This window comes from Actinotignum urematis (assembly GCF_051264595.1).
GTDB lineage: Bacteria > Actinomycetota > Actinomycetes > Actinomycetales > Actinomycetaceae > Actinotignum > Actinotignum timonense_A.
Genome location: NZ_JBOZBG010000016.1, coordinates 26,396 through 46,699, shown reverse-complemented (window position 1 = coordinate 46,699; position 20,304 = coordinate 26,396). Strand labels below are relative to the sequence as shown.

The following is a 20,304-nucleotide window of genomic DNA, read 5'->3' as shown; positions in this document are numbered from 1 at the left end:
GAACCCGGTAGCTAAGGTTGTTTGCGCTGATGGTACTGCACTCGGTGGGGTGTGGGAGAGTAGGTCACTGCCGCCATGTTTTTTAGTGTGTGGGGTGTTAGTCCTGTTTGGGGCTGGCACCCCACACACGCATTTAAGCTGCGAGGCCCAGCCGACCGGGCGAATTTGCCTTCGCATAATCTAGACGCGGTGAACTACTTTGATTTAAAGTAGTTCAAGGGAGTCACGTAGTTGTGACTTTCGTTGGTTGCACCGCGCAAATGGGAACTATGCGTGGTGACCGATATTGCGGTCAAGCAAGGAGCTTGACCGTAGGAAGGCTACGCCGTGTTGAATATTAGAAAACGCGCAGCAGCTGTCACAGCTACGCTCGCCGTTATGTGCGGGGGGGGGGCTCGCTTCTGCTAGCTTCGCCTCGGAAATAGATCCGAATGGTGTCGACGGAAGCTCCGATTATTCTGCGCCCGTCGGGGAGCATCTCGCTGCAACGTGGGATGCTCTTTCTGAAACTCTCACCGTCTCAGGTTACGGTGAACTCAACCGCGAACAATGGCTCACCGTTAAAAAGCCACATTGCGAAAATAACACTGCACCGGCGAAACGGATTATTTTTAGTCCGGACGCCGATAAGACAATCTCATTCCCGCAGGACTCCAGCATTCTGTTTAGTCAGTGCGGCGCTGCTGATATCCAATTGCCAGAGAACGGCATCGATACCAGCAAGGCTACAACGATGATGGCAATGTTCAACGGTGCGGCACAGGCGAATCCCAACGTAGCCAACTGGGACACTCGCAACGTTACCGATATGAACAGCATGTTCCTCCATGCAACGAGTGCCGATCCGGATGTCTCTAGGTGGAACACCGGAAAAGTCACGGATATGCACTCGATGTTCCGAGAAGCCACCTCCGCGAATCCAGTCGTAACCACATGGGACACCTCAAATGTGACGAATATGAGTGATATGTTCTTCCAGGCGACGCATGCTAACCCTGATGTGACGGCGTGGAAGACCGGGAACGTCACCACGATGGCAAATATGTTTTGGGGTGCAGAATCGGCTAGTCCAAACGTTGCGAATTGGGATACCAGCAAGGTGACGGACATGAACTCCATGTTTGCTCATGCCAAACAAGCGAACCCTGATGTTTCAAACTGGGACACCGGAAACGTCACCACGATGGCCAGTATGTTCAAGAGCGCGAAGTCGGCCAACCCGAATGCGGCGAGCTGGGATACCAGCAAGGTCACTGATATGAGTTCGATGTTCGCGAGTGCTTCTATGGCTAACCCCGATACGTCGAAGTGGAAGACCGGCAACGTCACCACAATGGCAAGTATGTTCGAGGAGGCAAGCTCAGCTAATCCAAACGTTGCCGATTGGGATACCAGCAACGTCACAAATATGCGCTCCATGTTTGCTAATGCCACAAAGGCGAATCCCGATGTCTCGAAATGGGATACCGGAAATGTTACAGACATGAGCCGGATGTTCACGTGGGCTTTTGCGGCCCGCCCCAACGTCACTAACTGGAATACCAGCAACGTCACAAATATGAATAGCATGTTTGCCGTTGCGGTATACGCGAATCCGGATGTCTCGAAATGGGATATGGGTAAAGTAACCGATATTAACCAGATGTTTGAGATGGATAACTTCGCGCAGTTCCTCGATATTGCAAACTGGGGTACCCTCCCTGCCTCGCTTGATTCAGTTTTTGCGACGAGCTCACCCGCGGTCATTAGACTCACCGGTAGCCAAGTGAAAGCACTTGCGCAGGGGACAAATAACTTTAAGTTCCAGAAAGACGTTCCCTTTAATATCGTGGAAGAGAGCGAATCTGCTGACGTCCCGCTTCCGCTGAGATCAGAAGCGGTCATGGGACAGAACGCTAACGATCTCTTCAGTATCGCCGATACACTTCGCGATGATGCGGTGTACTACGTGCGCCCGAACATGATGGTGGGAGTCACGGTTGCCCCATTGAGCGTCGTGGAGGGGAGCCCGGCGCCTAGCCTGGAGCTCACGACCAATCCCGAAGGATTCTCGACGTGTCTGGAAGGCCAACCTGCTCTGACGTACACCACGGAAACTAAACCCGGTGAATATCCGATCACCCAAGGAAGCGTGAAAGTAAAAGCCGAATGTGCGGCGGGATACGGAATCACATTTGAGGATTCTTCCTTAACCGTAACAGCCCGCGAAGTCACGCCACCGGCACCGAAGCCGACTCCATCCGTTCCAAACACCGGCAATATGTTCTACGTTTCGAATAACTGGACTTCCACGGTTGCTGAGCATATGTTCTCCTACGGCCGCGCCGGTGACCAGGTGCTCGTCGGGGACTGGGATGGTGACGGTGTGGATACCTTTGCGGTGCGCCGCGGAAACATTCTGTACGTGAAGAACTCCGTGCAGGGCGGCCAAGCCGATCACGTCTTCTCCTACGGCCGCGCGAGCGATGAGATCGTCGTCGGTGATTTCGACGGAGACGGTAAGGATACGTTCGCCGTGCGCCGCGGGAATGCCTACCATGTCCTCAACTCGCTGCACAGCGGGGCTGCTGATCAAGTCATCTACTACGGGCGGGCCAATGACGCCGTCTACACCGGTGACTTCGATGGTGACGGCGTGGATACCTTCGCGGTGCGCCGCGGCAATATGTACTACGTCAAGAACAGCATTGCCTCGGGTGTGGCCGATAGCGTCTTCTCCTACGGGCGGGACGGTGACACTACCCTCCTGGGTGATTTCGATGGCGACGGCGTAGATACTTTCGCGGTGCGCCGCGGGAATACCATCTACGTGAAGAATTCCCTGACGCCCGGTGATGCCGATCGGGTCCTGGCCTACGGGCGGGTCTCTGACACCCTTTACATCGGTGACTGGGATGGAGATGGTATCGATACCCCGGCGGTACGCCGCTAAAACTCCGTGACGTTCCGGCTACGTCGTCTTCTAGCCGGGCAAGGGCCCCGCTCCGTTTCGTGAGCGGGGCCCGCTTATGTGCGGCTAGCCGGATCGGCACACATAGCGACAGTTGGGCGGATGCGTCGCCAGGGCTCAACCTTGTCGTAAGGGTGTGGTACCGTCCGATACATGATCGGCGCGCCGCCTTCGGATAGCGACATGCACGCGGATTGCTCGCGGGGGCTAGCTGCGCCGTCGTACCTTAGGTACACGCGAAATGGAGGTAAGAATGAAACGTTGGGGAGCGCTGTGCGCGGTGCTCGCACTCGCCCTGGGCGCCTGCGGAACCACCGGGAAAACCGAAGGGAATTCCCCGAAGGAAGGAGCCGCATCCGCACCGGCAGCTGAAGCGCAAGCATCCGCGCCCGCCACCACCGCGGTAGCCGTGCCCGATCCGCGCAGCCTCACCGGAATGGTGAGCGTCGATCCGCTCCCCGAACCGCATCCGGCGCAGCCTGCCGCCGTCAATCTCCCCGTCACCATCACGGACGCCAGTGGCGCGAAAGTGACCGTGACCGATGCGTCGCGCGTGGTGACCCTCGATATGTCCGCCGCGATTTCGCAAACGCTCCTCGCCCTCGGGCTGGGCACCACCATCGCGGGCCGCACCGTATCCGATACCGAGCCGAGCCTCGCGGACGTGCCGGTGGTCACCGAAAGTGGGCACAGCGTGAACGCCGAGGCAGTACTGCGTCTCGCCCCGACCCTCATCCTCACCGACGGTACGATCCGCGGGGCCGAAGGCGCCCTCGCGCAACTCGAAGCGTCCGGTATTCCGGTGGTGCGGCTTACGCGCGCAACAAAGTTCGACGACGCGCCCGCCCGCGCGGCGGAAGTCGCCCGTGCTGTGGGAGCCGGGCAGGCGGGTGAAGAACTGGCCGCCCAGATTTCCCAATCCATCGCGCAGGCGCGGATCGATGTCGCCCAGCTGGCCCCGGCCGACCCGCTGCGCATGGTCTTCCTCAATATTCGCCCCCAGGCCGGGCTGTTTATGCTGCTCGGGAGCGAATCGGGTGCCAGCGGCGTGATCGATGCGGTGGGCGGGCGCGATATGGCCGGGGAAGCGGGAGTCACCAAGGCCCGGCCGGCCAGCCAGGAAGCCCTGCTCGTGGCCAATCCCGAAGTTATTATCGTGATGACCAATGGGCTGGGCGCACTCGGCGGGATCGAGGCGCTCGAAGGGCAACCCGGGATCTCGCAAACCGACGCCGGGAAGAAGCAGCGCGTGCTCGCCATCCCCGATAATCTTTCCCTCGGATTCGGTCCGCAAAGTGGCGATCTTATTCGGGCGATGGGCCAGGCGCTTTACACTGCCCAGTAGCGGTACAACGGCGGCAGCGGTGGGAACGCCTCGCCGGCAAGTAGTGGGAACACATCGCCGGCAGCAGTAGGAACACGCCACGCGGCGTGGGAAACGCGGGTGGTAGTACGCCCGCGGTAGCGCACCGCGAAGGGAAACACGAAAGGACAGTGAGAGGATGACCGTGGCCCAGCGCCCCAGCTCGCGCGAGGGACATCCGCATTCTTCGCCGGCCGGGCACGCCACGCGGCCAGCGCAAGGCCCGAGCTCACGCGGGGCGGATCCAATTTCCACCCCCGGGCGCCGCGCCGCACTCATCGCGGCCTGCCTGCGCCTGGCCACCATCGCGGCGATTATTGCCGGGTACGTGACGGTGGCCCACACCAGTGCGGTACCGTTGAGCAGCACCCACCTCTGGCTCGCGGCCGGCTTCTTCGCCTTGGCCGCCGCCTGCGCGGTAGCCGAACGAGTGGGCAGCACCGGGGCAGCCCGCGCGGAGGAACGCCGGCTGCGCGGCAGGCTCCTCGAACGCACCTTCACGCTCGCCCGCACCGGCACCCCCACGCTCTATACCGCCGGGCGCCTCCTCCCGCTCCTCACCGATAGCGTCGAACGCATCACCAACTACCGGCAGGGCTACGTGGGCACCACCATCGGCGCGCTGCTCGCCCCGTTCCTCACCCTCGCCTTTATCGGCATCGCCATCGACCCGGTAATCGGCTTCGGCGTGATGGCAGCCCTCCCGCTTATCCCCGCCGGCATCGGCCTCTTCTTCCGTTTCTTCCGCCGCGCGTCTACCGAATCGCGCCGCGCGCGCGACACCCTCGTGGATAGCTATCTCGACGCCATCCGCAATATGACCACCATCCGCCTCTTTAACGCCGGGGAACGCACCGAAGCGGACCTGGCCCGCCGCGGCGAAGCGAACCGCCGCGCCATTATGCGGATGCTGGCCGGCAACCAAATCGTCATTATTGTGATGGACGGCCTGGTCGGGCTCCTCCTCATCTGCCTGACCGCCGGGCTCACCACCGCCCGCGCCGCGCACCTAGCCCCGTGGGAAGCCCTCGCCGTGGCCCTCCTCGCGGTGGTACTCCTTGAACCGCTCTCGCAAGTAGCGGGCTTCTTCTACATCGGGATGGGCGGGCGCGCCGCCCAAAAAGCCATCACCCGGTACCTCGCCATCGCTCCGCGTATAGTGCACGACGGCGCAGCTGCGGCTCCCAGCACCGTTGCGGATTCAGGTGCGGCTGAGAGTGACGGCGCCACCCCGCCCGCCAGTGCCGCCCCGCTGATCACCGTGACTAACGCGGCGGTGAATTACGGGCGTGAAGAAGTGCTGACCTCGGTGAATCTACGCGTGGCGCGCGGGGAACGCCTCGCGATTGTGGGAGTGAGCGGAGCCGGGAAATCCACCCTGCTCGCGCTGCTGCGCGGAGCCCTGCGCCCGCAAGCCGGGAGTGTGCAGATTGGCGAGGTCCACGTGGATGCTGAGAGTGGTGACCTGGCGCAGTTGCGCGCGCGCAGCGCCGTCGTCGCCCAAACAACGTGGATGTTTACCGGAACTATTGCAGATAACCTGCGCCTGGCGCGCCCGGATGCCACTGAGGAACAGATGTGGGAGGCACTGCGGCGGGCGCAGGTCGCCGAGGACGTGGCGCGGATGCCGGAGGGGCTCGGTACCTATCTCGGGGAGGATTCCGCTTTGATTTCCGGCGGGCAGGCGCAGCGTATCTCCCTGGCGCGGGCGTTTTTGGCCGGGCGCACCCTGCTGCTGCTCGACGAGCCCACCGCACAGGTAGACCTCGAATCCGAAGACCGGATATGCGCGGCGCTGGCGGGGCTGGGGCTCGAGTACACGCTCGTCATGGTCACGCACCGTCCCGCCTTGGCGGCGCTGGCGGACCGGGTGGTGCGGGTCCGCGACGGAATTCTCGAGGAGGTCAGTGATGTCCACGCCGAGTAATAAAGCCGCGTTGCGCGGGAATGGTGCGCGCGAGAATAACGGCGCCGTGCGGCGCAGGAATGGTGCGCGCAAGAGCAATGGCGCCGCGCCGGGGTTGCGCACCGTGCTGCGCTGGCTGCTCTCCCTCACCCGCCCCGTCCACGGCCCGCTCGCCCTCTCCACCCTGTGCCGGGCCGCCGGCCAGGTGGCCGATATTGGGCTGTTCGCGGTGGCGACCTACGGGATGGTGGCGGCCGTGAGCAGCGGCGGGGGAGCGGGCTTCCTCTGGTTCGTGGCTCTCCTCGCGCTCCTCAAAGCCGCCCTGCGCTACCTCGAACAATTCACCGGGCACTACGTGGCCTTCCGGGCCCTCGAACTGCTGCGCACTCGCGTTTTTGCCAGCTTGTGGCCCAAGGCCCCCGGGATTATGGCGCGCTCGCGTTCGGGGGATATCGTTGCCTCCCTCACCCGCGATATTGACCGCATCGAGGTGGTCTACGCCCATACTGTGGCGCCGGTGGTCTGCGCCTACGTGCTTACCCCCGCGGCGCTGCTGGTGGGCGGCGCGCTGCTCGGGTGGAGCGCGATGGCGCTGCCGGTGGTAGCCGCGGCGCTCGCGCTCGCCGTGATTCCGTACGCGGGTACCCGGCGCGCGATTGATGCGACGACGGCGCAACTCGCCGCCCGCGCCGATCTGGCCGCGCATGTGACCGATTCGCTCTACGGCCTCGAAGACGTGCTCGTCTTCGGCCGCACCGCCGACCGGATGGACGAAACAGCGGCCCTGGGTGCGAAAGTCGCCACCGGTGGATCTTTCCCGGCCTGGGTGGCCGGGCTGCGCCGCGGGGCGAATATTCTTGCCGCCGGCATGAGCGCGGCGTGGATTATCGCGGTGGGAGTGAGTGATCCGAGTATTTCACTGCCGCTTGCGGCGGCCGGCGCGGTGGCGGCGCTGCGGGTATGGGAAGGCCCCCAAGCTCTCGAAGATGCGGCGTCATCCCTCGATGCCTCGCTCGCGGCCGCGCGGCGTATCTATGCCCTCGCGCACGCGCCCCAGCCGTGCCCGGACGGCCCCGGGATCCTCATGCCCGAACGCGGCCTCTCCGTGGAATTCGACGACGTCCACTACGCCTATCCGGAACGCGAGCGCGAAGTGCTGCGCGGAGTGAGCTTGCGTATTCCCGCCGGTTCCCACACGGTGCTGGCCGGGCGTTCCGGCTCGGGCAAATCCACCCTGGTGCATCTGGTGGAACGCTACGATGACCCGACATCCGGGACGGTGCGGATCGGCGGAATTCCCACCACGGACCTCAAGGTCGCTTCGCTACATGCCTGCGTGGTGGGGGTGTCCCAAAAGAGTCAGATCGTGGCCGGGACCATCGCCGATAATCTGCGGCTCGGGGTACCGAAGGCCACCGAAACTGAGCTGTGGCGCGCCCTCGGCGTGGCCGGGCTGGATAGCGATGTGCGGGCCATGCCGGAAGGCTTGAATACCCGGGTGGGAGGCGGTACCTCGCACGGGCGGCCCACCGGATATGCGCTTTCGGGCGGGCAGGTGCAGCGCCTGTGCCTGGCCCGCGCGGTGCTCATGCACCCGGCCGTCCTCATCCTCGATGAATTCGCCGCCGCCCTCAATAGCGAACTTGAAGCGCGCATCCGCGCCAATCTGCGCGCCGCCCTGCCCGAGGCCACCATTATTGAAGTGAGCCACCGCCTCGATGCGGTGCGCGAAGCCGATACCGTGGCGGTGCTCTCCGGTGGGCGCCTGGTGCTTGCCGGCCCGCCCGCCGAGATCACCGAAGCGCGGGTGCGGGAAGCTGTGCGGGACAACGGTACCGCCGTGCGGGAGAACGGCGCCGCGCCGCGCCATTAGCGCTCCGTACAACATTAAGGCAAGATAGACAGGATGAGTGGACAGCGCGGCAACCAGGGGCACGCGGCCACCGCGCTCCCCGCGGTGCCCGCCGGTATAAAAGCACGCCGCCACCGGCGCTTCTGGACGTTCCTCATCCTCACCGTGCTCCTCGCTTTGGGTATGCTCCTCTCCGCACACCTGGGCCAATTCCCCGTCACCGTGGGGGATGTAGCCCGCGGCGTTGCCGCCCGCTTCGGGCTGGCCGCGCCCCCGGAAGACCCCCTCGTCATGGCGGCGCTCTGGAATATTCGCTTCCCCCGCATCTGCTTAGGTGTCCTGGTGGGCGGGGCGCTCGCGGTGGCCGGCGCCGTTATGCAGGCGGTCTTCTCCAACCCGCTGGCCGAACCGGGAATTATCGGGGTGTCCTCCGGATGTGCTTTCGGAGCCGCCCTCACCATGGTTTTTGTTCCCGGAGCCCTGGGCGGTTTCTCGGTACCGCTAGGGGCATTCGCCGCCGGGCTCGTCACCTCTGCCACCGTCTACCTGCTGGCGCGCTCGCACGGGCGCGCTGAAACTCTCACCCTGGTGCTCACCGGCATCGCCGTGACCGCGGTGGCCTCCGCCCTCACCTCCATAGCCACCTACCTGGCCGATACCAATGCCCGCGAACAAATCGTGTTCTGGCAGATGGGATCGCTGGCCGGGGCCTCCTGGTTCCAGGTTGCCGTGGTGGGTGCGGTGGTGGGCATCGGTATCCTTGGAGCCCTCGCGCTGGCCGGCCGCCTCGACCTGCTCAGCCTGGGGGAGCGCGAAGCTGGGCACGTGGGTGTGAACGTCGCCGCCCTGCGTGCCGCCGCCATCGTGCTCACCGCCATCCTTACTGCCGCCGCCGTGTGCTTTGCCGGCGTGATCGGCTTCGTGGGCCTCATTGTTCCGCACGTGCTGCGTCTCCTCATGGGCCCCATGAATCGGATGCTCATCCCCGCCGCGCTCCTGGGCGGGGCGGTGCTCCTCACTTACGCCGACCTCGCGGCCCGCACCCTCGTGCCTTTCGCGGAACTCCCCATCGGAATCTTCACCGCGCTGGTGGGCGGCCCCACCTTCTTCATCCTGCTGCGCAAGAACCTGCGAGGTGCCCGTGGTTGATCTTTTCTCCGCGGTGGGCGGGCCGGCCGGGGCGCTTCGCGCCGAGCACCTCAATTTCGCCTACGGTACCCACCGGGTTCTCCACGACGTCAGCATTACCGCGCGCCCCGGGCGGGTCCTCGGGGTGCTCGGCCCTAACGGCACCGGCAAATCCACCCTGCTTTCCCTGCTGGCCGGCGACCTCAGCCCCACCTCCGGGCAGGTGCGCATCGGCACCACCGCGGTTACCTCCCTCTCTTGGCGGGAGCTGGCGCGCCTGCGCGCCGTCATGCCGCAAAACTCCACCTTCCCCTTCGCCTACCTGGTGCGCGACCTGGTGGCCATGGGCCTCGGATCCGGGAACGGGGCCGGGCGAGGCGGCGGCGCGGCACGGGGGAACGGGGCCGGGCGGGGGAACGGCGCGGCAGGCGCAAGCACCAGTACCACGAACGGGGCCGGCACCGGCAGAGCCGCGGGTGCTGCCATTATCGACGCCGCCCTGCACGCCGCCGACGTCACCCACCTCCAGGACCGCGATGTCACCCGCCTCTCGGGCGGCGAACAGGCCCGCGTTACTTTCGCGCGGGTGCTCGCCCAACGCGCCGGGGTGGTGCTCCTCGATGAGCCGACCGCCGCCCTCGATATTTCCCACCAGCAGCGCCTCCTCGAGCTGTGCCGGCGCCTGGCTGCCGGCGGGCACACCGTCGTCGCCGTGCTGCACGATATTCAACTGGCCGGCGCGCTCTGCGATGACGTGGTCCTCTTGCGCCACGGCCGGGTGGAAGCGGCCGGCACCCCACGCCAGGTACTCACCTCTGAGCTACTCACCCGGGTATACGAATGGCCGATCCGAGTGGAGACGCTGCGGGATGGGACCATCGTCGTCGTTCCTACCACCGCAACCACCACCGCGACCACCACCGCGACCACGTCCGAAAAGTGAGAAAGCAATTCTCACTACGTGGACACGGCTAGACTAAAGATCACGGCGGCACCGCCCGCCACCACAACACACGATACGAAGGGGAATAATGGCGCAGCTGCGATCGGCAACCTCAACAACAGGCCGGAATATGGCCGGGGCGCGGGCGCTCTGGCGCGCCACCGGGATGGGCTCGGAAGATTTCGGAAAACCGATTATTGCCATCGCTAATTCCTTCACCCAATTCGTTCCCGGGCACGTGCACCTGCGCAACGTCGGGAAAATCGTGGCGGACGTCATCCAGGCGAACGGCGGGGTGGCGCGCGAATTTAATACCATTGCCGTGGACGACGGCATCGCCATGGGTCACGAAGGCATGCTCTACTCGCTGCCCAGCCGCGAAATTATTGCTGACTCCATCGAATATATGTGCAATGCGCATACCGTGGATGCCCTCGTCTGCATTTCTAATTGCGATAAAATTACGCCCGGTATGCTCATCGCGGCCATGCGCCTGAATATTCCCACTATTTTTGTTTCCGGCGGTCCTATGGAGGCGGGCAAGCCGGTGGAAGGCGTCGTCGATCATAATATTGACCTGATCGACGCGATGGCCCTGGCCGTGGACGATTCCATCACGGACGACGAGCTCGCGCGCGTGGAAGAAAACGCCTGCCCCACCTGCGGTTCCTGCTCGGGCATGTTCACCGCAAATTCCATGAATTGCCTGACCGAAGCGCTGGGCATGTCCCTCCCCGGCAACGGCTCGACCCTCGCCACCGCCACCCGGCGCCGTCGGCTTTTCGAGGAGGCCGGGAAACGCATCGTCGCGCTCACGAAACGTTTTTATAACGACGACGACGCCAGCGTGCTACCGCGCAATATTATGACGAAGGCGGCTTTTACCAATGCCATGTCCATGGATGTGGCCATGGGGGGCTCCACCAATACCGTGCTTCATATTTTGGCCATTGCCCAGGAAGGCCATGTGGATTTCACGCTTGCGGATATTGATGCGCTCTCGCGGCGAGTGCCCTGCATGGTTAAGCTTGCCCCAAATTCCACCGAATTCCATATTCAGGACTTCCACCGCGCCGGCGGGATTCCGGCGCTGCTCGGGGAAATGTACCGGGCGGGGATGCTCGATGATTCGGTGCACTCGGTGCATTCCGATGATCTGAAATCCTGGCTGGAAACCTGGGATATTCGCGGGGTGGCGCCCTCGGAGCAGGCCCGTGATCTTTTCAGCGCCGCGCCGGGGAATGTGCGCACTACCCGCGCATTTTCGCAGGACTCCACCTGGGAAAGCCCGGATGTGGACGGGGAACACGGGTGTATTCGCAGCGCAGATCACGCCTATACCGAGGATGGCGGGCTGTGCGTCCTGCGCGGGAACCTCGCGGAAGACGGTGCGGTTATTAAGACGGCCGGAATTAGCGAAGAGCTTTTCCATTTTGAAGGACGGGCCCGAGTGGTCGATTCCCAAGAGGCCGCCGTCGAACTTATTTTGTCCAAGGCGGTGGAACCGGGCGATATTGTGGTGATCCGCTACGAGGGCCCCAAGGGTGGGCCGGGAATGCAAGAAATGCTCTATCCCACCTCCTACCTCAAGGGCCTGGGGCTCGGGAAGGTCTGCGGGTTGATTACCGATGGGCGTTTTTCCGGGGGAACGTCAGGGCTGTCCATCGGGCACGTTTCCCCCGAGGCTGCCGCGGGCGGCAATATTGCGCTACTGCGCGAAGGGGATCGTATTATTATCGACGTTCCTACCCGGCTGCTCGCCATGGATGTATCCGAAGAAGAATTGGCTGAGCGGCGCGCCCAGATGGGGGAGCTGCCCTGGCGTCCCGAGAAGCGGGACCGGCATGTTTCCAAGGCGCTGCGGGCCTACGCCATGATGACCACCTCGGCGGATCGCGGGGCGGTGCGGGTGGTGGACGGCCGCGTGGACTAAGGCGCCACGGTGCGCGCCGGGCTGCGGGCCGGGCTGCGGCCGGTGGTCACGGCCCGGCACCTCCACGGTGCCGCGTTCACACGAGCCTCGGCGCGGTGTTCGTTACTATTCGTTACTCGTCGAAGGCCGGGCTGAGCTCGTGGGGCGGCTCCATAAGCCAGTGCCGGTCCGTGATCATGCGCGCGGCGGCCACCCCGGCACCCACCGCGCAAATCACCAGAACCACATTCGTGAGCGCGCCGGCGGCCTGGGCAATCTGCCCGGCATTAATGGCGTGCAGGCCGCGGAAAAATACCACTCCGGGAATCATGACGACGACAGCCGGGACGCTCAGCGAGACCCGGGAAAATCGGGTGCGGCGAGTGAGCAGATGGGCGAGTACCCCGGCGCCCAGGGCCGCGAGGAAAACCGCGGCCACATTATAGAAGCCGGCATCCTGGGCGCTGAGGCGCGCGGCGTTGACAATCGCGCCGATAGCGCCGGCCAGCAGCGCCGCGCCCTGCTCCGCGGTAAAGAGCATGGCGAAACCGTAGGAGGCCACGAAGGTTGCGGCGCCGCGCGCCAAGGCCAACCACGGTTCGGGGATCACGTAAGCGGCGTGCGGGGCAATATCGGTATCGAAGAGGACAGTGACCACCCACACCGCCATCCCGGCGGCCAGCATGAGCATGGTGACATAGGCTCCGCGGGTCAGGCCGGCGGAAAAATCAGCGCGAATAGTATCGAGCATTGCGGTGACCAGCGGGAAACCGGGAATAAGAAAAAGGAGTGCAGACACCACCCCGGCTTCGTGCACCACCGCGATATGCCACGCCGCTTCGGCCACCCCAACCGTGGCCAGATACAGTACCGCGGCTAGCGCTCCTACCAGGAACCAAATCCCGAAGTGGTTAACGAGGCGGCGGGCTAACCAGCCGCGCACCGCCTGCCCCGCGCTCGCCGCGAAGAAGACCGCGGAGCATTCCACCACCCCGCCCCGGTTGAGGAAACAGAAACAGGCGCAGGCCACCCCGGATACCAGGGCGAGCAACCATGCCGGGTAGGTGCGCGCTCGCGTGATCGCATCGTCGAGCGTGTTTGTCACCTGCGTGGGAGTCGAGCCATCCGGAAGGGTAGCAATGGCAGCAATAAGCGCGTCAATACGGGCGGCGTTCACCCCGAGGGCGCGCTGCTCTCCGGTGAGAGTGCACACATCCCCGTAGCCGTAGCAGGTGACTGTGATTTCGGTGAAGGATACCTGGGCGTGGGTGGTACGAATTCCCAGGGCGTGGGCGGTGCGTTCCATGGAATGTTTCACTCGGTAGGCGGAGGCGCCGCTGGCGAGCAGCAGGAGGCCGGCGCGCAGCACCGCGCGCGCGGCGTAGCGCAGGTGGCTAGGGTGCTGCGGCGCAGGAGGCCGGTGCGAAAACGTCACGCGTCCAGGGTACGCTTCCCGAAACACTCCGGAAAACTGTCCGAACAATGAAACCAAAATCCACGATGTGAGACAGATTGATCTTTTTAGTGTTTGTGGAGCCCGCTCCGGTAGTCTGAAGGGCATGGCTCAGATTCTTCTTATTATCGTAGTGAGGTAGCGCGCACCACCGGTTGCGCGCTCCCCTCACGTGAGGGGATTTTTTATGCGCCAACCGCCACAGCTTGCCACCCCGCTTGTTATTTGAGGAGAACAGGCCCGAAGAACCAGGTGAATCAGGTTGAAGGAGGAACCATGGCCGCATCCGAGATGAATGCATCCGCGATGGGCGCGTCGGCCGCGTCCCATCGGGACCATCCCGGTGAGATCCGCGAAAAAATGGACGGCGCCCGCGCCATCGTCCGCACCCTAGCGGAACTCGGTGTTGATATTGTCTTCGGGCTGCCCGGCGGAGCCATTTTGCCCACCTATGACCCGATGTACGATAGCAAGTCACCCCGTCATATCCTGGTGCGTCACGAACAGGGTGGGGGCCATGCGGCTGAAGGCTATGCGCTGGCCACGGGGCGCGTAGGTGTTGTTATGGCGACCTCCGGGCCGGGGGCAACGAACCTCGTCACCCCGCTGCTCGATGCCAATATGGATTCCGTCCCGCTGGTGGCGATCACCGGGCAGGTGGGGGCCGCGGCCATCGGAACCGATGCCTTCCAGGAAGCCGATATCGTGGGTGCCACCATGCCCATGGTCAAGCATTCTTTCCTTGTAACCGACGCCGATGATATTCCGGCACGCCTGGCCGAAGCCTTTTACCTCGCGGCGAGCGGACGCCCCGGCCCCGTCCTCGTGGACATCGCGAAATCCGCGCAGAACCAAGAAACAGAATTCGTGTGGCCCCCGCGCTTGGACCTGCCCGGATACCGCCCGGCCGGCGAGCCGGATCCCGCGGCGGTACGCGAGGCCGCCCAACTTATTGCCACTGCCAGCCGGCCCGTGCTCTACGTTGGGGGTGGGGCGGTGCGTGCCCGGGTTTCCCGCGAGGTCACGGAGCTGAGCGAGCTCACCGGTGCCCCGGTGGTCACCACCCTGCCCGCCCGCGGCACCGTACCTGATTCCCACCCCCACAACCTGGGGATGCCGGGTATGCACGGTACCGTTCCCGCGGTGGGGGCGCTCCAACGCAGCGATCTCATCGTGGCGCTGGGCGCGCGTTTCGATGATCGCGTAACCGGGGCGCTTGACGGTTTCGCGCCGCAGGCGAAAGTTATCCACCTTGATATCGACCCGGCGGAAGTGTCCAAGAATCGCACCGCGGACGTGGCGATTATCGGGGATTTGGCTCAATCTGTTCCCGCCCTCCTCGCGCAGGTGCGTGCAGCTCGCGAGCAGTACGGGGAAGCGAATCTGGAACCGTGGTGGGGCTACCTCAACCGCCTGCGGGAAACCTATCCGGCTGGCTACACCCCCACGGATGATGGCCTCGTCTCCCCGCAGTACGTCATCGAACGCCTGGGCGCGGTGGCGGGAAGTGAGGACACTATCTGGGTGACCGGGGTGGGGCAGCACCAAATGTGGGCCTCGCAATTCCTGCGTTTCGAGCATCCGCACCGCTGGCTTTCCTCCGGGGGCGCGGGCACCATGGGCTACGGCATTCCGGCAGGTATGGGCGCGAAAGTCGGCCAGCCCGAGCGCACCGTGTGGGTGATTGACGGCGACGGCTCCTTCCAGATGACCAATCAGGAATTGGCTACCTGCCGTCTCAATAACATCAATATCAAAGTGGCCGTTATTAATAACTCCTCGCTGGGGATGGTGCGCCAGTGGCAAACTCTGTTCTACGAAGGTCGCTATTCCTTCACCGATCTGGAAACCGGGAATAACACCCGTCGCGTTCCCGATTTCGTCAAACTTGCCGAGGCCTATGATTGCGCGGCCTGGCGCGTGGAGAAGAAGGACGACGTCGATACCGCCATTCGGCGCGCTATGGAGATAAATGACAGGCCCGTCGTTATCGACTTCATTACCTCTCCGGATGCGGAAGTGTGGCCGATGGTCGCCGCCGGGGTATCCAATGATGAGATTATGTACGCCAAGGGGCTGCGCCCCGAAGTGGATGAGAACTTCGCGTGAGTAGCGGATTACAGCCGCTCGAGCCGCCACGAAAGGAAGGATAACAATGCCGCAGCGCCACACGCTCTCCGTACTGGTGGAGAATAAACCCGGAGTGCTCACGCGGGTGGCCGGGCTCTTCGCCCGCCGCGCCTTTAATATTCATTCGCTTGCCGTGGGAGAAACGGAAAACCCGGCGCTCTCGCGTATTACCGTGGTGGTCGACGCCGCGGTACAACCCCTCGAACAGGTGGCCAAACAGCTCAATAAGCTGGTCAATGTCATCAAAATCGTGGAATTGGACAGTGAGGAAGCGGTACTGCGCCGCCTCGTCCTCATTAAAGTTGGCGCTGATGATACGACCCGCGCTCACGTGGTGCAGGCGGTGGACCTTTTCCGCGCCCACGTGGTGGACGTGGTGCCGGATGCTGTCACCATTGAAGCCACCGGATCCGACCGCAAGATCGGAGCCCTGCTCACCGCCCTGGAACCCTACGGGATCCGGGAAATTGTGCAGTCGGGAACCGTGGCGCTCGGGCGCGGAGCGCATTCGCTATCCGAACGAGTCACCGCCGATATGGCGGGAGACCCCGGGGACTTCCCGGAAGCGCTCGCCCGCGGGCGCATCTAAGCCAGAGCGGCGCGCGGCCAAGATAGCGGCGTCGTCGTATATACGGCGCGCCTACAGCGTGCGCGGCGCCGCACTACCGCAACAAAACCGAAACCGAAAAACCGCAACCGCGGGGCCTGGCCCCGACCAACAAAAGGAGAAAACCATGGCAGAAATCTTCCATGATGCCGATGCCGATCTGTCCCTCATCCAATCGAAGAAGGTTGCCATTATTGGCTACGGTTCGCAGGGGCACGCGCACGCGCTCAACCTGCGCGACTCCGGCGTGGACGTGGTGGTGGGGCTGCGCGAAGGCTCGAGCTCCGTGGCGAAAGCGCAGGAACAGGGCCTGACGGTGCGTTCCGTGGCCGATGCCACCAAGGACGCTGACGTCGTCATGATTCTGGTGCCGGATCAGACCCAGCGTGGGCTGTGGGCCGCGGAAATCGAGCCGAATCTCAAGGCCGATGCCGCGGTGTTCTTCGCCCACGGTTTCAATATCCACTACGGATATATCAAGCCCGCTGCCGGCCACGATGTGTGCATGGTGGCTCCCAAGGGCCCGGGGCACACGGTGCGCCGCCAGTACGAAGACGGGCGCGGAGTGCCGGTGCTCGTGTGCGTGGAACAGGATGCCTCCGGGCAGGCCTGGGACGTGGCCCTGTCCTACGCCGCCGCGATTGGCGGCACCCGCGCCGGCGCCATTAAGACCACCTTCAAGGAAGAGACCGAAACGGACCTCTTCGGCGAGCAGACCGTGCTGTGCGGCGGGGTTTCCCAGCTCATCACCTACGGTTTCGAAACGCTGGTGGAAGCCGGATACCAGCCGGAGATGGCCTACTTTGAGGTGTGTCACGAACTCAAGCTCATCGTTGACCTCATTAACGAAGGCGGGCTGACCAAGCAGCGCTGGTCCTGCTCGGATACGGCCGAATACGGCGACTATGTGTCCGGCCCGCGCGTTATCACCCCGGATGTCAAGGAACATATGAAGGAAGTGCTGGCTGATATCCAGAACGGTTCCTTCGCCAAGCGCTTCATTGACGACCAGGATGCCGGCGCCCCCGAATTCAAGAAGCTGCGCGCCGAGCACGAAAGCCACCCGCTCGAGGCCACCGGGCGCGAGGTGCGTTCCATGTTCGCGTGGAATACCGATGTGGATGCCGATTACACGGACGGACAGACCGCCCGCTAAGCGCAGCATTGCCGTTCCCAGGTGGGGCGGCTAGGATAAGCGCCAGTTAGCCGGCCCGCTCGCGGCAAGGTACCGCGGGTGGGCCGGTTTGCATGAGCTGAGTTCTACTGTGAGAAAGGCTGCATATGCGTCGTCGTTCCGCTTTCGCTTTCCTCGGGGTGCTGGTTTTCGGCCTCGCCGCCTGCACCGATACATCGGATGCACCGGGGGTGAAACCTACCGTGGCCGCTACCACAGATAGTACGCCGGCGCCCAGCGGGCCCTCCGCCAGCGCGACTCCGAGTGCTACTCAAGAACCCGCCCATCTGGTACCCATCCAGCGCGGAGCCAATGTGGTGACGGAGAAAATCCCGGCGCCCCTCGATCAGTGGGGTGGCATTTCTATCGGGGCTGACGGCGTGGCCGGCAGCGTCAACGAAGGCAAACCAGTGGTGCGGGTGTATTCCGATTACTGGTGCCCCTGGTGCAATGACCTGGTGCGCGACCACGGTGAGGAACTCATCCAGATGGCCAAGGACGGGAAAATCACGCTGGTCTACCACCCGAATATGCGCTTCGAGGAATCGCCCTACAGTGTCAAGGGGGAGCAGGCCGAAGTATGGTTCGCGGTCAACGCCCCGGATAAATACCTTGATTTCCACGAGCTGCTCTACAAAGAAGGCTCCATCCCGGTGGTGAAACACGCGGACCGCGCCGAACGCCAGCAGCCCGACCCGGCCTTGATCGAACAATTTGCCACTCGGGTGGGTCTTGACGCCGCGCAGCTGGAGAGCCTGCGTGCCACGCTGGCCGCGGATGAGTACCTTCCCCTCCTCAAGCAACTACGCGAGCAATTCCTCGCCGACGGCATGAAGTACATTCCCGCCGTTGTTATTGACGAGAAGCTGGTGAGCGATCCGAATAACGGCAACCTGGACCAGTTCCTCGCGCCCTTGAAGTAGGTGGTGGCGGTAGCGCGTGGCGGTAGCGCGCAGGGGCGACTGGTTGTGGCGCGTGGCAGCGACTGGTTGCGGCCCGCAGGGGTGACCGGTTGTAGCTCGCGGGGCACGGAGCGTAAAAAAACTGTCGCAGGGGCGTGGCACAATAGAGGCCATGAAAGCCATTATGACTGTGACCGGGGTGGATCGCACCGGGATTATCGCGGCCGTTTCCGCTGAACTTGCTCGCCTCGGGGTGAATATTATCAACGTCACCCAAACCCTCATGGATGAGTACTTCACTATGATCCTCGAAGTTGCGCTTCCGGAGGGTAGCTCCATTACCCAGGTGCAGCAGGCCATGGCGGAGCTGGGTGCCGCTGAAGCACTCGAGATCCACGTGCAGGCGGATTCGATTTTCCGCGCCATGCATCGCGTCTAGCCCGGTCTGGTGGATAGGCTGGCCCGGTGCGTAAAACTGGCCGGCGCACCGGAACAGGCACAGCGATATGCACTGGAACGGACACGGCAACGTGCACGGGAACTCGCACAGGAACGGGAGAATACCTATGTATGCCAGCAGTGAGCCCACTGCCCACAACATTCTGGAAACCCTCGCGATGATCCGCGAGGACCGCCTCGATATCCGTACCGTCACCATGGGGATTTCCCTGCTGGACTGCGCGGATTCGGATGGCGAGCGCGCTCGCGAACGGGCCCGCGCCCGTATTATGGAGCGGGCCGCGCGCCTGGTGCCGGTAGCGCGGCAGATCGAAGCTGAACTGGGTATCCCCATTATTAATAAGCGCATTTCCGTGACCCCGATTGCTTTAGTGGCCGCGGCAAGCGGGGAAAAGGACCTCACCCCGTGGGCGGTTATGCTCGATGAATGCGCCCGGGAAATCGGCGTGGATTTCGTGGGTGGGTTCTCCGCCCTGGTGGAAAAAGGCATGACACGCGCGGATGAGGCGCTCATCGATTCCATTCCCGCCGCGCTGGCCGCAACCTCGGTGGTGTGCTCCTCCGTCAATATCGGAACCTCACGCGCCGGAATTAATATGAGCGCGGTGGCGCGCATGGGGGAAACCATCTGTGAGCTTGCCGCCCGCACGGAAAAGGGCTCCGGGGCTGCTCGGCTGGTCGTTTTTGCTAACTCGGTGGGGGATAACCCCTTTATGGCCGGGGCTTTCCACGGGGTAGAAATGCCCGATTGCGTGGTTTCCGTAGGGGTATCCGGGCCGGGTGTTATTACCCGGGCAATTACGGCGGCAGAAGGGGCATCCTTCGATGAACTCGCGGAAGAAATCAAGCGCAGCGCTTTCAAAATCACCCGCATGGGCGAACTGGTCGGGCAGCTGGCCGCGCAGCGCCTCGGGGTGCCTTTCGGGGTTGTTGACCTCTCTTTGGCTCCCACCCCGGAAGTTGGCGATTCGGTGGCACGCGCCCTGGAAGCCATGGGCCTGGAACGCGTGGGAGCCCACGGCACCACGGCGGCCCTCGCGCTTCTCAATGATGCGGTAAAGAAAGGCGGGCTCATGGCCTGCTCGCACGTGGGCGGCCTCTCCGGGTCCTTCATCCCCGTCTCCGAAGACGAAGGCATGATCGAAGCCGCGCGGCTCGGCGCTATTAGCCTGGCCAAACTCGAAGCCATGACCGCTATTTGCTCGGTGGGCCTTGACATGATCGCGGTGCCCGGGGATACCCCGGCCGCCACCATCGCCGGCATGATCGCAGACGAAGCTGCCATCGGCATCATGAACTCCAAGACCACCGCCGTGCGGGTCATCCCCGCTACGGGCTTGAGCGAAGGCGATACCGTGGAATTCGGCGGCCTGCTTGGCAGCGCTCCCGTGATGCCGGTAAGCCCGTACTCCAGCGCGGCATTCATTGGCCGCGGGGGTACTATCCCGGCGCCCGTGCACGCTTTCAAGAATTAGGCGCGAGGCGAGGAACGGTTAGTAAGCGAGCTTAGCGGGAGTCGTTAGCA

The 20,304-nt window shown here is 63.6% G+C and carries 14 protein-coding genes; 13 read left to right on the top strand and 1 reads right to left on the bottom strand.

Annotated features, from left to right (window positions below):
- The first annotated feature begins 334 nt into the window (after nucleotides 1-334).
- The 7 genes from ACRQDJ_RS07430 (at nucleotide 335) to ilvD (ending at nucleotide 12,075) form a co-directional block, all read left to right on the top strand.
- Nucleotides 335-2,932: a BspA family leucine-rich repeat surface protein gene (locus ACRQDJ_RS07430; protein ID WP_350309604.1), complete on the top strand. Its 2,598-nt coding sequence runs from the start codon at nucleotides 335-337 to the stop codon at nucleotides 2,930-2,932.
- A gap of 271 nt (nucleotides 2,933-3,203) precedes the next feature.
- Entirely contained in the window at nucleotides 3,204-4,295 is a 1,092-nt protein-coding gene (locus ACRQDJ_RS07425; protein WP_284904857.1) for a heme/hemin ABC transporter substrate-binding protein, read from the top strand.
- Nucleotides 4,296-4,458: 163 nt separating this feature from the next.
- The gene (locus tag ACRQDJ_RS07420) at nucleotides 4,459-6,240 is read left to right on the top strand and encodes an ATP-binding cassette domain-containing protein (RefSeq protein ID WP_284904856.1); all 1,782 of its coding nucleotides are present in this window, start codon (nucleotides 4,459-4,461) and stop codon (nucleotides 6,238-6,240) included.
- Nucleotides 6,224-8,092 (top strand): amino acid ABC transporter ATP-binding/permease protein, encoded by a 1,869-nt coding sequence (locus tag ACRQDJ_RS07415; RefSeq protein ID WP_284904855.1) that lies wholly within the window; start codon nucleotides 6,224-6,226, stop codon nucleotides 8,090-8,092. The genes ACRQDJ_RS07420 and ACRQDJ_RS07415 overlap by 17 nt, the downstream gene beginning before the upstream one ends.
- A gap of 33 nt (nucleotides 8,093-8,125) precedes the next feature.
- Nucleotides 8,126-9,220 (top strand): FecCD family ABC transporter permease, encoded by a 1,095-nt coding sequence (locus ACRQDJ_RS07410; protein WP_284904854.1) that lies wholly within the window; start codon nucleotides 8,126-8,128, stop codon nucleotides 9,218-9,220.
- On the top strand, nucleotides 9,213-10,142 hold the full coding sequence (locus tag ACRQDJ_RS07405) for an ABC transporter ATP-binding protein (protein ID WP_284904853.1): 930 nt from the start codon (nucleotides 9,213-9,215) through the stop codon (nucleotides 10,140-10,142). The genes ACRQDJ_RS07410 and ACRQDJ_RS07405 overlap by 8 nt, the downstream gene beginning before the upstream one ends.
- 88 nt (nucleotides 10,143-10,230) lie before the next feature.
- Nucleotides 10,231-12,075, top strand: a complete 1,845-nt coding sequence (gene ilvD, locus ACRQDJ_RS07400; RefSeq protein WP_435717950.1) for a dihydroxy-acid dehydratase — start codon at nucleotides 10,231-10,233, stop codon at nucleotides 12,073-12,075.
- Nucleotides 12,076-12,187: 112 nt separating this feature from the next.
- On the opposite strand, the gene ACRQDJ_RS07395 is transcribed toward ilvD, so the two are convergent.
- A complete protein-coding gene (locus tag ACRQDJ_RS07395; protein ID WP_320757882.1) occupies nucleotides 12,188-13,489 on the bottom strand; it encodes a threonine/serine exporter family protein in 1,302 nt (433 codons plus the stop codon).
- 324 nt (nucleotides 13,490-13,813) lie between these two features.
- Here ACRQDJ_RS07395 and ACRQDJ_RS07390 point away from each other — a divergent pair, with 324 nt between their 5' ends.
- The 6 genes from ACRQDJ_RS07390 to ACRQDJ_RS07365 all read left to right on the top strand — a co-directional run bounded on the left by ACRQDJ_RS07390 (nucleotide 13,814) and on the right by ACRQDJ_RS07365 (nucleotide 20,254).
- Nucleotides 13,814-15,616 (top strand): acetolactate synthase large subunit, encoded by a 1,803-nt coding sequence (locus ACRQDJ_RS07390; RefSeq protein WP_320757884.1) that lies wholly within the window; start codon nucleotides 13,814-13,816, stop codon nucleotides 15,614-15,616.
- A gap of 46 nt (nucleotides 15,617-15,662) precedes the next feature.
- Nucleotides 15,663-16,226 (top strand): acetolactate synthase small subunit, encoded by a 564-nt coding sequence (ilvN, locus tag ACRQDJ_RS07385; RefSeq protein ID WP_435717949.1) that lies wholly within the window; start codon nucleotides 15,663-15,665, stop codon nucleotides 16,224-16,226.
- A gap of 145 nt (nucleotides 16,227-16,371) precedes the next feature.
- On the top strand, nucleotides 16,372-17,400 hold the full coding sequence (gene ilvC, locus ACRQDJ_RS07380) for a ketol-acid reductoisomerase (RefSeq protein ID WP_016442336.1): 1,029 nt from the start codon (nucleotides 16,372-16,374) through the stop codon (nucleotides 17,398-17,400).
- A 125-nt stretch (nucleotides 17,401-17,525) separates the two neighbouring features.
- A complete protein-coding gene (locus ACRQDJ_RS07375) occupies nucleotides 17,526-18,341 on the top strand; it encodes a DsbA family protein (RefSeq protein WP_435717948.1) in 816 nt (271 codons plus the stop codon).
- Nucleotides 18,342-18,492: 151 nt separating this feature from the next.
- Nucleotides 18,493-18,759, top strand: coding sequence for an ACT domain-containing protein (locus ACRQDJ_RS07370; RefSeq protein WP_087071100.1), 267 nt, complete (start codon nucleotides 18,493-18,495; stop codon nucleotides 18,757-18,759).
- A gap of 127 nt (nucleotides 18,760-18,886) precedes the next feature.
- Complete coding sequence (locus ACRQDJ_RS07365; protein ID WP_435717947.1) at nucleotides 18,887-20,254, top strand: PFL family protein; 1,368 nt, start codon at nucleotides 18,887-18,889, stop codon at nucleotides 20,252-20,254.
- Nucleotides 20,255-20,304 lie beyond the last annotated feature (50 nt).